General features: G+C 58.5%; 11 protein-coding genes. 4 read left to right on the top strand and 7 right to left on the bottom strand.

The features are described 5' to 3' along the window. Positions 1-10 precede the first annotated feature (10 nt). Positions 11-1,309, top strand: a complete 1,299-nt coding sequence (gene aroA, locus ACYQ2I_RS10095) for a 3-phosphoshikimate 1-carboxyvinyltransferase (protein WP_460166887.1) — start codon at positions 11-13, stop codon at positions 1,307-1,309. A gap of 58 nt (positions 1,310-1,367) precedes the next feature. On the opposite strand, the gene ACYQ2I_RS10090 is transcribed toward aroA, so the two are convergent. The 5 genes from ACYQ2I_RS10090 to ACYQ2I_RS10070 all read right to left on the bottom strand — a co-directional run bounded on the left by ACYQ2I_RS10090 (position 1,368) and on the right by ACYQ2I_RS10070 (position 8,172). Further along, positions 1,368-3,182: a putative ABC transporter permease subunit gene (locus ACYQ2I_RS10090; protein WP_460166886.1), complete on the bottom strand. Its 1,815-nt coding sequence runs from the start codon at positions 3,180-3,182 to the stop codon at positions 1,368-1,370. 2 nt (positions 3,183-3,184) lie between these two features. Then, on the bottom strand, positions 3,185-4,021 hold the full coding sequence (locus tag ACYQ2I_RS10085; RefSeq protein WP_460166885.1) for an ABC transporter ATP-binding protein: 837 nt from the start codon (positions 4,019-4,021) through the stop codon (positions 3,185-3,187). A gap of 34 nt (positions 4,022-4,055) precedes the next feature. Further along, on the bottom strand, positions 4,056-4,970 hold the full coding sequence (locus ACYQ2I_RS10080) for a hypothetical protein (protein WP_460166884.1): 915 nt from the start codon (positions 4,968-4,970) through the stop codon (positions 4,056-4,058). A gap of 421 nt (positions 4,971-5,391) precedes the next feature. Then, positions 5,392-7,257, bottom strand: a complete 1,866-nt coding sequence (locus ACYQ2I_RS10075) for a glycoside hydrolase family 97 protein (RefSeq protein ID WP_460166883.1) — start codon at positions 7,255-7,257, stop codon at positions 5,392-5,394. A gap of 264 nt (positions 7,258-7,521) precedes the next feature. Then, positions 7,522-8,172 (bottom strand): YMGG-like glycine zipper-containing protein, encoded by a 651-nt coding sequence (locus ACYQ2I_RS10070; protein ID WP_460166882.1) that lies wholly within the window; start codon positions 8,170-8,172, stop codon positions 7,522-7,524. A gap of 250 nt (positions 8,173-8,422) precedes the next feature. On the opposite strand from ACYQ2I_RS10070, the gene ACYQ2I_RS10065 reads away from it, so the two are divergent. Next, positions 8,423-8,827 (top strand): NUDIX domain-containing protein, encoded by a 405-nt coding sequence (locus tag ACYQ2I_RS10065; protein WP_460168412.1) that lies wholly within the window; start codon positions 8,423-8,425, stop codon positions 8,825-8,827. 24 nt (positions 8,828-8,851) lie between these two features. Here the strand turns inward: ACYQ2I_RS10065 and ACYQ2I_RS10060 are convergent, their stop codons facing one another. Beyond that, positions 8,852-10,162, bottom strand: a complete 1,311-nt coding sequence (locus tag ACYQ2I_RS10060; RefSeq protein ID WP_460166881.1) for a hypothetical protein — start codon at positions 10,160-10,162, stop codon at positions 8,852-8,854. A 123-nt stretch (positions 10,163-10,285) separates the two neighbouring features. On the opposite strand from ACYQ2I_RS10060, the gene ACYQ2I_RS10055 reads away from it, so the two are divergent. Both ACYQ2I_RS10055 and ACYQ2I_RS10050 read left to right on the top strand, forming a co-directional pair. After that, positions 10,286-10,555 carry an acylphosphatase gene (locus ACYQ2I_RS10055; protein ID WP_460166880.1) on the top strand — a complete coding sequence of 90 codons (270 nt, stop codon included), beginning with the start codon at positions 10,286-10,288 and terminating at the stop codon, positions 10,553-10,555. A gap of 275 nt (positions 10,556-10,830) precedes the next feature. Beyond that, positions 10,831-11,802, top strand: coding sequence for a hypothetical protein (locus ACYQ2I_RS10050; protein ID WP_460166879.1), 972 nt, complete (start codon positions 10,831-10,833; stop codon positions 11,800-11,802). 34 nt (positions 11,803-11,836) lie between these two features. On the opposite strand, the gene ACYQ2I_RS10045 is transcribed toward ACYQ2I_RS10050, so the two are convergent. Beyond that, a complete protein-coding gene (locus ACYQ2I_RS10045) occupies positions 11,837-13,102 on the bottom strand; it encodes an MFS transporter (protein WP_460166878.1) in 1,266 nt (421 codons plus the stop codon). Positions 13,103-13,137 lie beyond the last annotated feature (35 nt).

The following is a 13,137-nucleotide window of genomic DNA, read 5'->3' as shown; positions in this document are numbered from 1 at the left end:
GTTTACGTCGGTGGGCTTGCCAGAGGTCATCACGATTCCGGTTTCCGGTCCCGTCAAAGGGAAAGTCGTACCGCCGGGGTCGAAAAGTATTACGAATCGCGCATTGGTGTGTGCCGCCTTGGCCGATGGGCGTTCGACACTGACCGGTGCGTTGGACAGCGAAGATACGCAAGTGATGATCGAGGCCCTGCGACGGTTGGGCATCGCCGTCATTCACTCGCCTGATCAACAGCAGATTGAAGTCGAAGGCTGCGCCGGACGCATCCCGGCTTCGGAGGGCGACCTGTTTCTCGCCAACAGCGGGACGAGTATTCGTTTTTTGACTGCTTTATGCACGCTGGGCCGCGGCACGTATCGGTTAGACGGCATACAGCGCATGCGCGAACGTCCAATCGGAGATCTCGTCAAAGCCTTGCGTGTGTTGGGGGCCGATGTCACCACTGAATTTGGAAACGACTGCCCTCCCGTGATTGTGCGTGCCGATGGGCTTCCAGGCGGGCGGGCCGATGTCGACGGAAGCATTTCCAGTCAGTTTCTCAGTGGCCTGCTGATGGCCGCTCCGTACGCACAAGCTCCGGTCGTTCTCGAAGTGCGGGGCACGCTCGTTTCAGTACCGTATGTGCGGATGACGATCGAGGTGATGCAGGCGTTCGGCGCCAGCGTACACGTTGAGGATGATCGTATTTTTCGCGTGGATAAGGGTGTTTATCGCGGATGCGAATATGCCGTCGAACCGGATGCCTCGGCGGCGAGCTATTTCTTTGCTGCTGCGGCCGTCACCGGCGGCGAGATCGAAGTCCACGGACTCACCGAAAACGCCTTGCAGGGCGACGTCCGGTTCTGTGACTGCCTGCGCGAGATGGGCTGTGGTGTACGTTACAAATCCGACGCCGTTCGCGTCACGGGAGGACGCCTTGTCGGACGTGAGCTGGACATGAATGCCATCAGCGACACGGTGCCCACGTTGGCGGTCGTCGCACTCTTCGCCGAAGGTCCGACGACAATCCGGAACGTAGCCCATATCCGGTGCAAAGAGACGGATCGCATCAGCGCCGTCGCGACCGAAATTCGCAAACTGGGAGCCGAAGTCGAAGAATTCGACGACGGCCTGCGAATCCATCCGCGGCCGGTGTCGGAATACCGTGCCGCCGAGATCGCTACGTACAACGACCATCGCATGGCGATGAGTTTCGCCGTTGCGGGGCTGCGCATTCCGGGAGTGGCGATCTTGGATCCCGGCTGTACCCGCAAGACGTATCCGGGGTTCTTCGACGATTTCTTCCGGTTGATCCGCGCATCGGAGATGTGATCCCCCGAATCACAGTGATCAACAAATCCCGACGCGGTGGCGGCCGTCCCGGCGGGGGTCAGAATTCGATCTTGCGAAAATGCCGGATGCCCACAATCAGTGTGACGACGGTCGTGAGGAGGCACAGGAATACGGCAACCATGGGCCCCAGCCAAGCCCACAGCGCGATCCAATCGCTGATGGCGACTTTGAACCCGAGGACGGGCAACGTGTTCGCTGATCGGCTCAGAAACTCGAGGTGCACGGGCAGGGCGGCGCTCAGCAAAATGAAGACATTGTAAAACGTGCTGACCACCAGGTTCAGTGTGCCGCCGAAACCCGCAGCTATGCGAGACGGTGATTCTTCCCGGAAATTCGGAAATCGGGCACCTAGTCCGACGGCGATCGCACTAAGCCCCAAACTCATCAGCACGGCGCACAGTTGGTGCGACAAGAATACCATCGTGTCGACGCCCAACATGGCGTCGCTCAGCGCAACCAGCGCGGCCACCGGAATCAGCGAACCGATGACCCCGTAGGTCAACTTGCTCCACACCACGGCGTTTCGGTCGAGGGGCAATTGCCCGAGGATCCAGAATCGTAACCCCTCGAGACTGATCAACGGGAAGACGAATCGGGTCGTAAAGGTCGAAAGCAGCAGGCCGATGACGGCCAGATTCAACAAGCTGATGCTGTTGATCCACTGGGCGTAAGCGCGATCGTAGTACAGCCGCTGCATGTTCAAGAAATAGAAAGCCAGCAATCCGCCGAAGATCAATGTTTGCAACCATTGGATCGGATCTCGTCGGAAGATCCGCACGTCCTTTCGAATCAACAACCGCACCTGCGGAGACAGAAATCGGAAGAGGCGATCGAAGAGAGAAACGCGAAACGCGGCCGTCGATCCGCGTCGACGCCCTCGGCGTCCGGCTACCGACTGATACAGGCGACGGTAACTTCGTCGGGCTGCAAACCCGACGATCTGATTGGCTACCAACGAGTTTGTCGTCAGCACGGCGAAGAACATCGTGCCGTCGGCCGTTTGATTATGAGCGAACGAAAGCAAGCCCGTCGTCAGCCACCAGCTCGGCAAGACACGAAACTGCGTGATTCGCAGGCGCGACAGCGTTCCTTCCAACCAATCGATGGTCAAGACGTTGGCATCTTTGACGGTGCTGAGCCACTGGATCACGAGATATCCGGCCGCAAACACGGCGAAGAATCCTGCGCCGATCAGGAGATTGCGCAAGCGACTGACGAACCGGGCCGCTCCCAACGTGACTAAGGCACCGACGGCCGACGGTATGTACACGAAGGAAATCATCAACGGCAACATCATGGCGTAATACGGCCACGGCGCGTGAACCGACACGCCGTAAGCCACCAACACGGGCGTGCCCAGAAAGAGGAAGCCCCAGCTCGACAGCAAAACGGCTTCCTGATACTTCATCCAGAAGACTCGTTCGGGCCGCACGGGCAACGTCAGCAGTTGAACGGTATCCGCGCCGCGAAACGCCGCCCCGAAAATAATGATGGCCGACGAGAAAACCAACATGACGGCCAACGTCATGAAGAACGTACCCAGCACATAACGCACGATGTCCTCGCGTAAATCGCCGATCGGTACGGCGTCGCGCATGAACAGAAAACCGTCGTGAAACAGGTAGAACAACACCAGCCACAAGATTCCGCCCAGCAGGCAGATGAGCAGGAGTCGGAAAGTGGCTTGCGTCAACGTTTGGCGGACGATCGTGCGGGCAGCCCGAATGCGAATCTGCCAAAACAAGCTGCCCTCCACCTCGGGCGGTAAGAGAGGCGGCGGCTCGCGCTCGCCGACGTCCGTTTTGCGAGCCGCGATCGAAGCATCCCTTTGCGGTGCGAGATGGCTCGGCATGCTCAAGGCGAAACCTCGTTTCCTTCCATTTGTTTCGTCGGTGATGGTGTCCCGGCGGCGTGCGGTTTTCCATTGCCGTCGGGCGCGCGTGTCGTAAGCAGCTCCTCCGCCGTCATTGCAAGGAAGAGTCGTTCCAGCGTGCACACATCGGCTTCGCCCGATTGCTGCATCCGGCGACGCCGCAGCTCGTCGATCGTGCCCAAGAACAGGAGTTTCCCGTGATTGATGATGCCGATACGATCGGCGATTTCCTCCGCCACGCTGAGCGTATGCGTCGACATGAAGACGATACCGCCCTCGGCCGTGCGATGTCGCAGCAATTCTTTGACGAGCCAGGCGGTCTTCGGATCCAAGCCGACCATCGGTTCATCGACGACGAGCACCTTCGGGTCGTGCATCACCGCCGAAGCAAACACCACACGTTGCCGCATGCCGTGGGAATAGGTCTCGGCCAGGTCGTCGACGAAGTCGTGTAGCTCGAATCGCTCTATTTCACGCTCGATACGGGATTCGAGGTCGTCCCCCTCCAGCCCTCGCAATTGCCCCACGAAAGACAAGAATTCGCGCCCGCTGAGTTTTTCATACAAATAGGGGTGATCCGGTACGAATCCCATGTAGCGGGCTGCTTGCTGCGGCGATTCAGCGGTATCGATGCCGCAAACACGTACGTGACCGGTCGTCGGTCGGAGGAGGCCTACCAACATTTTGATTGAGGTCGTTTTGCCCGCGCCGTTCGGCCCCAAGAAGGCGAACAGCTCTCCCGGCTCGATCTTCAGGTTCAGCCCATCGACGGCCAACTTGTTGCCGTAACGTCGGCTGACATGGTCATATTCAATCATGGCGATTTTCGACTCCGGCCGTGCGATCGACGAGTCACTCCAACATACCTTCACGACGTGCCAATTGCAGTGTTCGGGCGCGATCCATGCGGACGAGTAAGAGTTTTCCGGCTCCCAATCTTGCCTCTTGTCGCAAAATCGTCCCTTCGGGGGCCACCCAAACGCGTCCTCGCACGTGATGGTCGCCGTTCACCCGCCTACCGGGATCGTCGGTATACTCGACCACCCACGCACGCGTCGGACGCCCTTCCCAGCTGATGAAATCCTGGCCGACCACCTCGGCATGGAGGATTTCCAGCGGACGGGTTCCTTCGACATGTTGTGCGATGGAAAACGGACTGTACACTTCGATCGTCCATGCCTGTCCTTTTTTCAGTCCGGGCAGTTGCGATTGGGGGGCGAACTGGTCGGTCAATATCGACCGTTGACTGAGAGGCAATTCGGTGTCGTAGCGAAAACCGGGGCTGGTAAAATAGAGCGACAACACGTCTTGTTCAATGGAGCCGCGAATCGAAAACAAACTTTCTTCTTGCGGCGGCAGATAAAGCTTCGTTTCAAACGACGACAATCGCTTCAAACCGTCGAAATAGATGGTCGACCGAAGATCGAGACGAAACCGTCGATGTGTCCCCGAAGGCCCTAACACAAGTTTCCACACCGTAGGAAACATCTTGTCGCCGGGGAAGTCGTCGAAGTGAATAACGTGATCGACTTGCGTCATGTCGTTCGACGCGGGGTGCGTGTGCGTGATCGCCGTTCCGATATGCTCGTCGTCGAACCGCAACTGCCATGCCACCAAATTGTCGCGCCGTTGGGCTTCGACGATTTGCTCGTACGTCGGTGGGTCGCCGACGATGAGTGCCGGCAGGATCTTGGTGGCCAGCAACCACGACATGGAGCCGGCCCAGCTCAGCAGGATCATAAACTGAAAGAAACGGTTGTAGACCATGTGTCGGCCCTCCGTGCCCTTGCTACCATCCTGCAGAAGCCTGCTGTTTTTCCGACACCGCCCGCCGGAGAGGAGCGCGCACCCGCCCCCTCGGCGTCGTTCGATGCGATCGCCCATTTAGGTCGAAAAGTTCTCGGCACGATCGCCCTGTTCCGAGAGTTTGTGCCCCAATCGTGCGGAAACCGGATTCAAGAGAACCGCACATCCAGCCGGATCGTTCCTTGGGACGAGTCGAACGGTCGCAACACGGTGGCAAAGGTTTTTCAACCACGCCCATTATAGCCGCGGTCGGTCGGTGCCCGCAACGAAACGGCAAGGGAGCATCCACCGTCGAACGACAGACTGGTTCCCCCCGACAGGAACGCATCCTGCCTCAGTTGCAGGGGCACATGCGCGATCCAGTCTTGCGTCGATCCCCGATTTACGGCTGCAAATCGACCACGGCGCCGCCGAATGGGCGCAGTTTCAAGCGAAGCTCGTCGCCGTCACGTAGAATGCCTCTTTTCACAGCGAACTCCCGATCGCTCTCGCCGTCGCCGATCCATACGGCCTTCCACTCGCCTTCAGGGGCGAGCGATAACGTCAGCGAAATGTCTTTCGCTTCATTTCGGCCGTTGATCGCCCCGATGCACCATCGTTCACCCTTGCGTCGCGCAATTACGACGTAGTCGCCGGGAGAGCCGGCCAAGAGTCGCGTCTCGTCCCACGTGACGGGCACCGTCTTCAGAAACTGTTTGGGAGCATCAGGAAGGCTACGATAGGCTTCGACGCTGTCGGCGAAGTGTAACCAACCCGATTCGAACACGACTGACAAGGCGAGTTCGTGGGCGTTGGTTGTGATGTGCGGATACCGATCGTCGCTGAAGGCGACCGGCGTGTAATCCATCGAACCGATCGCGTTCCGTGTAAACGGAAGGATCGTGTTGTGTACGGGCGCGTTGGACGGAAAATCGGCGGCGAACGTGTAACATTCCGCGCCTTTGACGGCTTCCATCGACATGAGATGCGGCCAGGTCCGTTGCCAGCCACGCGGAATCGTACAACCGTGGAAATTGACCAGGATGTGCTTCTCGGCGGCATCTTGAAGGATATCGTGGTAAAGCTGGATGATGTTCTGCTTGTCGCTCTGAAAGAAGTCGATTTTGACTCCGGCAACACCCCATTGTTGCAGTAAATCGAATTCGAACAGCCGAACTTCACGACTTTTCATCGCGCCGCGAGGCTTTTCGGTGACGATATTGTGTTCGCCGCCGGAGTTGTACCACAGCAAGAGCCGCACGCCCTTGCTTTGGGCGTACTTGGCCAAATCCCGAACATTACCGCCGCTCATCAAAGTCCAGTTGGCGTCGACCAGCGAGTACTCCCATCCCATTTCGGCGGCTAAATCGACGAAAGTCTTCAGCTTGTCGAAATCTTGCGGACTGTCGTGATCGGACCACCAACTCCAGGAAACGCGACCGGGCTTGATCCACGATGTATCGTCGACCCGCGACGACGGAGCCAAATCGGTCACCAACGTCGACTCGACGATCACCGACGGCTTCGCACCGATGATCAAAACGCGCCATGGCGACTTCCACGGTAATTGGATCACGGGGTACACATCCCCTTGCCCCCAGCCTTCTTCCGGAGCAGGGAATCGTACCCGGTAGAGCCCGTCTTCGACCTTGGCCGCCAAACGGCAACCGCAGTACGTGCCGTCGGTACCCGATTCGGTCACCAGACACCACCACCCGCTCGACAATTGGAACAACGCCGGAAAGGTCCATCCGGGTTCCCCCGGCGCATCCTGACCGGCGGGCGTTCCGTTCGTATAGAACTCTTCGTAGGCGGGGGTCCACTTCGAATATTTGGAACAAGGTGCGATCCAAGACTTGGCACCCTCGGGTATGCGAAAGCCGGTTTTCTCGGCGACGACGCGCATCGGCTCGTCCGCACTTCCCGGAAGGGCATAGCGGAAAGCAGTCCCGTCATCGGCTACGTGTACCTGCAGATCGAAGAGAGTTCCCTTTGCATTGCGAAAGCGAAAGACGCGTTGATTGGCTTGGTAGGCGCACTCCGAACGCTTGCCCGTCGCCATCGTATACCGTTCGCGAACCGTATGCTGCGGCGTTGCTTCGACAAACCACAGCGCCGAGGAGAAGTCTTCGTCGGCCATGTCCAAACCAAGAGGAGAATCGCCGATGATTGGAACTTTCTTGCCCGCATCGACGGCAGAAACTTGGTAGGACAATCGCCGGTTTTCGAGAATGATGGAGAACTCGAGCTTCCCGTTCGGTGATGTCACGACGCCAATCGGTTCTGTAGCAACGACGCCTGATTCCAGGCTCGCAATCCACAAGATAAACGTGGCAAACGATACCCTCCAGTGCGTATTCACGGCAACCTCCCGCGGAACCGGTGTAATCGAAAGCTGGGATTTCGTACCGGCCCTCAGGCTAATGCGCCGATCAATCGCTCGTCAAGCACCGCGACGCTTGCCGAAAACAAGAATGCCTCGGCCGATCGCGACCAAGGCATTCGTTGAAAGCTTGTACACGGAGATGATCGTTTAATCGTGAAAATGCAACCCGAAGGCCACGCCCGGCCGCGGTGGAACATGATGATAGACCCGCGGATGATGGAAGAAGAACGGATCATGGTATTCATGGATGACGACCGGCGGCGGATTGTCGTGCACCACGATCGTTTCAGTTCGCGTCGTGGCAGGCGAGGCGACCGTTTGCGATTGCATTTGGCGCCGCGACGGTTTTTGCATCGCCTTGATGACCGCTGTACTCACACCGGCCTGTTGCAGATTGATCAAATCTTGGGTCGTCGGCGGGTGCTCCATACCGTTGATTTCGATGTGATTGATGATCAATTCTTCCGAGACTCCCGCAGCCGTCATCGCAATCACGTCGTCATAGGTGACCAGGCCCGAACTCACTTCCCGCCCCAACTGTGCCTGAATGCGCGCGCGATTCTCCGCGTCGATGCGATCCAGCGAGTCACCGATAGTGGCACCGGTCATCGCGCCGATCCCGGCTCCGATCGCCGTGCCTGCCGTCGTGTTGCCCACAGCATCGCCGATCAGCGCACCGGTTCCGGCTCCGATGAGCCCGCCTACCAGCGCGCCTTGTTCGGTGTGGGTACGACAACCGGTCGCGATCACCGCCAGGAAAAAGCACAATAATGGAAGCTCCCAATGTCGCTTGCGCATGTGTCGTTTCTCCACCTTGTCGCGGAAGCAATGTCGGTGTGTAATCTCGGTCGTCGGCAGGCGGAAACGCGCACCGGCCTTGCTCACACCATTTTGAACGGCACTTCTCCGAGAAAACTTTGGGGAAGTTAGCACGTCGAGGGGCCCGCCACAATGGCACTTTCTTTTTGCAGGAAAGGTAGGGCAAATGGGCAATACAGGAAGGGGTGAGGTCGGCGCCAGCTCGGCGAATCCTACTTCTCAGAACGATGTGCAGCGACGGGGTGTAGTCGCCGTGATCCGCCGAGACGAACAGTTGTTGGTCATCCGGCGGGCAAATGGAGTCGCAGCTCCGGGAAAACTCTGTTTTCCTGGGGGCGGCATGCTTCCGGGGGAATCGGAACCGCAAACGCTCATCCGGGAACTTCGCGAAGAGCTGGCTGTCGAAATCACGCCGTTGCGACGTCTTTGGGAAAGCATGACTCCGTGGAACGTTCACCTGACGTGGTGGTCGGCTGCAATGGCCGTCGACAGCGTTCCTGTTCCAAATCCCGCGGAGGTCGCCGAGTTGTTCTGGATGACCGTCTCGGAGTTACGAACCCATCCCGACTTGCTGGAAAGCAATCTCGCCTTTCTCGACGCCGTCGAACGAGGGGAATTTTCCCTCGAATCCTGACACTTCATCCCAAGCGCCGTTTGCTCACGGCTGTTCGCGTTTGCCTTGGTTGTCGCTCTCCTGCGGATGGTACTTGCGGTTGAAAATCGCAGGATCGAAGGGATCTCGAATTGCCCCGGGCGTCGCGTGCTCGTTACCGGCGTCGTTTCGGAGATTCGAATTGCCGGGCAGTACCCCCGTCGGGGACGAAACGCCAGGGGACGCTTCCGGTCGCTGGAATATTGCCTGAAAACTGGGGGCGGGTGATTGCATGGCGGCTGCCGGGACAACGCCCGATGGGGCCGCAGAATCGTTTTGCAAAGACGCCTCGGGTACCGATCCGCCAAGCTCGCGGTAAATTGCTTCCAATTCGTCGAAACCTTCGTCGTCGCCGACGGGAGATTTCGTCGCCGGTACGGAGGAAGCCGTAGGCACCTCGTCCAGCCGCAACGGTGGGACGTCGTTAACCAAGGGAGTCGGCGCCGTTTCTTCTTGAGTCGGCCTTTGTGTAACCGCTTCAACCCACGAAAGGAGTTCCCGGTACTGAGCCAACCGTCTGCCCGAAAACACGGGAGCCGGTAAACCGCCGTGCGGTTGTGACGGCACGACCAAAAGCGGACTCGCTCCCGGCGTGCGGTAGTCGATCCAGCCGAGTGCTCGACGCAAATTGTTCAATGTTTCGCGAGGAGCCAAGATGCCGTGACGGAGCGGATGCAGCCGCAAATTCTCTGGGGCACCCGTTCCGTGGCATCCCGAGACGGCACAACTGTTGGCCAAGATCGGCTGAACGGTGCGGGAAAACTGAATGGCGGCGTCTTTGGGCAATGTCTCCATCAATTCAGCCAGCTCTTGTTGCGATGTCTTGGCACCGCGGAGAGTCGGTGGAACCGGCGCGGTTGATTCTTCCGCTTCCGCGGTAGTCGCCCCCGATTCCAGTAAGGATGCAGCGGCCTCCAGTTGCGTTTCAGCGTTCGCCACCAGGGGATGATCGGGAGCCATCGCCTTCGCTATGGTCAGTTCTCGCCGACCTTGTTCGATCAATCGATACCGCGCACACCAGATTGCCAAACGAAGGTGCGATTCAGCGTCTCCGGGCGTAATGCGGGCAGCGCGGCGACGATACACCTCATCCAAATTGGGAGCGACCTCGTCGATATCGCTCGGGCGAACGTAAACTTCACCCGATTCGACGGCAATTCGCCAGTAATCGGCCTTCTCTAGAATTCGCCCCTCGATCACTGCACCGTTCTGGAGAAGAATCACCTCGGCACGCGCATTGCCACAGAAACTCAGCGTGGCAATGATCGCCGATCCCAGTAAAATGCTGAAAATGGCGGTTCCGGATCGATTATCCACGGCGTATCACCCACATCACGAAGACTTAAAGCTCAACCACGGTTGTCGCGGGTGTTCTACGAAATCGTCGGAACTTCGGTCAAGGTCGTTTGTTACGTCGCGACGACGGGAGGATCGCGCAACATGGAGCGACGCGAGGTGTACTTCAGCGGCCGCGTCCAGGGCGTGGGATTTCGTTACACGACCGAGCGAATCGCAAGGTCCTATCAAATCACTGGTTACGTCAGGAACCTTCCGGACGGACGCGTAGAATTGATCGCCGAAGGAGAACCTGCGGAACTCGACCGATTCTTGGACGATCTCCAACGTAGAATGCGCGGCTACATTCGCGACGTTCACTCGTCCGTGCGAGCAGCTACCGACGAGTTTGGAGCGTTTACCATCCGCTACTGACCGAATTGCCCGTTGTCCGAACAGCCGGGTCGGTTGTAGCGATTGTGCAATCTAGGCAAAGTGATTTGCCGATGGCACGGGGCGAGATGCCGCGGACCCTTCGACGAAACGGCTGCGTTCTCGGCAGCTTGATGGTAGCATGGAACTATTGCAGTCCGATCGTGGAAGAACCACGGCGGCTGCCCGTCCGTACGACATTGCATCGGCGTAAACGGCTGAAACAGGTAAAAGATCACTAAACCGATTAACTCAGTAGTCGTGAGGTTTGCTTTCGGATGACGGACGCATTGCTTCTGGCCGACTGGTTGGGATCGTTGCGTACGCTGTACGCGATGCTGCCGGTCTGGATCAAGCCGTTATGGATCGTGGTCGTCTATCTGGCGGTCGGGATTCCGGTGGTTGTGCTGGGGACGCGACTGCTCCGTCGTCTCTTTCCCCGCGTCGGTGCGATCGTTCACACGACGGCTCGCGAAGCGACTTCGCAGCCGATTTACGGCGTGCTCGTGGCCATCGGTGTAATCGCCTTGCTGCTCTTCCCCTTCATTCCGTACAACACGCTCGGGGAAGACATCAAGATGCTCAAAATCGAGGGCCTCACGCTGATTAAATTGCTGGCCGTCGTGCTTTCAGTGTGGACCGCGAGCTTGTCGGTCGCAGAAGAGATCGAGGGCCGAACAGCGCTGACCTTGCTGTCGAAACCGGTGGCGAGATGGCAATTCGTCGTCGGCAAGTTTCTCGGCGTCATGGTGCCGGTTGCCTTGTTGTTTGTCGTTTTGGGAGCGTTGTTCTTGACCACGGTCTCGTACAAGGTGAAGTACGAATCGCGGGAATTGGCCCGCCCCGATCCTTCCGTCGCCGAATGTCAGGCCGAGATGGTGGGCGTCCTGCCGGGATTGGCTCTCTCGTTCATGGAGGCCTGCGTGTTGGGATCGATTGCCGTGGCCGTCTCAATGCGACTGCCGTTGGTTCCCAACCTGATGATTTGCTCGCTTCTTTACATTTTGGGGCACCTGTTGCCGACGGTGGTCGACGCCACGGCGGGCCGTCTCGAATTCGTATCGTTCGCGGCGACCTTGCTGTCGGTGATTGTGCCGATGCTCGAAAACTTCAGCATCGAGACCGCCATCGGGACGGGAAAAGCCGTATCTTCTGCCTATCTGTCGATGTGCGGCGTTCTGACACTGCTTTACGTGGGAATCGCCTTCGTGCTGGCGCTTTTGTTGTTCGAGGAACGCGATCTGGCGTAACTTCGACATCGATTCGAATTTCGGACTTCGGCGCTCAATCGACCGATTCGGGCGTCAGTTCATCGAGGCGGCCGATTTTCGCCAGTTGAGGCCACACGCGCGCAATTACGATTACGGCTGCAATGGCGCCGAAGCCGCCGAGCAACACGGATCCGACGGGCCCGAACAACCGCGCGGTCACACCCGATTCGAGTCCGCCGAGATCGTTCGAAACGACGATGAATATCGTGTTCACTGCCGACACACGGCCTCGCATCGAGTCGGGGGTGAGCGATTGGACCAGCGTGTGCCGGACGACCACGCTGATGTTATCGAACGCCCCGATCAAGAACATCATCGCCAGGGACAGGGGGAACGAACGGGATAACCCGAAAACGACCGTCGCAAGTCCGAACCCGACGACCGCCAGTAGCATATTCCGCCCGGCTCGTCGCATCGGCGGAGCATGGGCAAGCAGCATCGCCATAAAGACCGCGCCGACCGCTTCGGCCGACCGCAGAAATCCCAGCCCCGTTGCACCCACCTTGAGGATGTCCTCGGCAAATACGGGCAACAAATAGGTAACGCCGCCCATCAAAACGGCAAACATGTCGAGGCTGATCGCAGCAAGAATCGTTTTTCGCTTCCACAGAAAGCCGAGTCCTGCCCAAAAATCGTCACTGCCGGAGGAGTCTATGGGGGCTTGCGTGGGCTGAGGATGCAGCAGGAGCGTGCTGAGCGTCATTACGGCGCGGCATACCAGCACGACGGATAAAGCGTTCACGAACGATTTCGTTTCCCCCAAGAGCAATCCGCCGACGGCAGGCCCCGTCATCGTCGCCAATTGGAAGATGCTGCTGTTCCACATGACCGCATTGCTGAAATCCCGAGCGGGGACCAACTGCGGCAAGATGGCTGCCCTCGCGGGCGTGCCCAGTGCTTGACAGAAAGATGCGGCCGCCAAACAAGCGTACAACCAGAACAAAGGTCCGTCGGCGAGCACGGTCAGGATTAAACCGATCGTAATGCCCGTTTGGCACGCGAAGGTGATCAACATGATCAACTTTCGCGAAAACCGATCGGCCAAATGGCCGCCGGCCAAGGCAAAGAGGATCATCGGTACGGCTTGAACGAGCCCCAACCAACCCAACGACAGGGGATCGCTCGTCCTGTCGTAAACATACACCCCGAGCGTGACCATCTCGATCTGCCGAGAAAAAGCTCGCGCAAATAGCGAGACGGCATAATAGCGGTAGTCGGTCGATCGCCAAGCGACATAGCTACCGCCGGCGGAATTGTCGGGGCGGGATCGAGTCGGCATTCCATATTTGGCCGAGGTGACGACGGGTACGGCCG

It is taken from the genome of Thermostilla marina, from assembly GCF_054657455.1.
This window is presented reverse-complemented; position numbering and strand designations above follow the sequence as displayed.

Excerpts from the sequence above, each read along its gene's own strand:
- ACYQ2I_RS10070 (WP_460166882.1), bottom strand. The coding sequence starts at position 8,172 with ATGCGCAAGCGACATTGGGAGCTTCCATTATTGTGCTTTTTCCTGGCG.
- ACYQ2I_RS10045 (WP_460166878.1), bottom strand. The coding sequence starts at position 13,102 with ATGCCGACTCGATCCCGCCCCGACAATTCCGCCGGCGGTAGCTATGTC.
- ACYQ2I_RS10055 (WP_460166880.1), top strand. The coding sequence starts at position 10,286 with ATGGAGCGACGCGAGGTGTACTTCAGCGGCCGCGTCCAGGGCGTGGGA.
- ACYQ2I_RS10080 (WP_460166884.1), bottom strand. The coding sequence starts at position 4,970 with ATGGTCTACAACCGTTTCTTTCAGTTTATGATCCTGCTGAGCTGGGCC.
- ACYQ2I_RS10090 (WP_460166886.1), bottom strand. The coding sequence starts at position 3,182 with ATGCCGAGCCATCTCGCACCGCAAAGGGATGCTTCGATCGCGGCTCGC.
- ACYQ2I_RS10085 (WP_460166885.1), bottom strand. The coding sequence starts at position 4,021 with ATGATTGAATATGACCATGTCAGCCGACGTTACGGCAACAAGTTGGCC.
- ACYQ2I_RS10050 (WP_460166879.1), top strand. The coding sequence starts at position 10,831 with ATGACGGACGCATTGCTTCTGGCCGACTGGTTGGGATCGTTGCGTACG.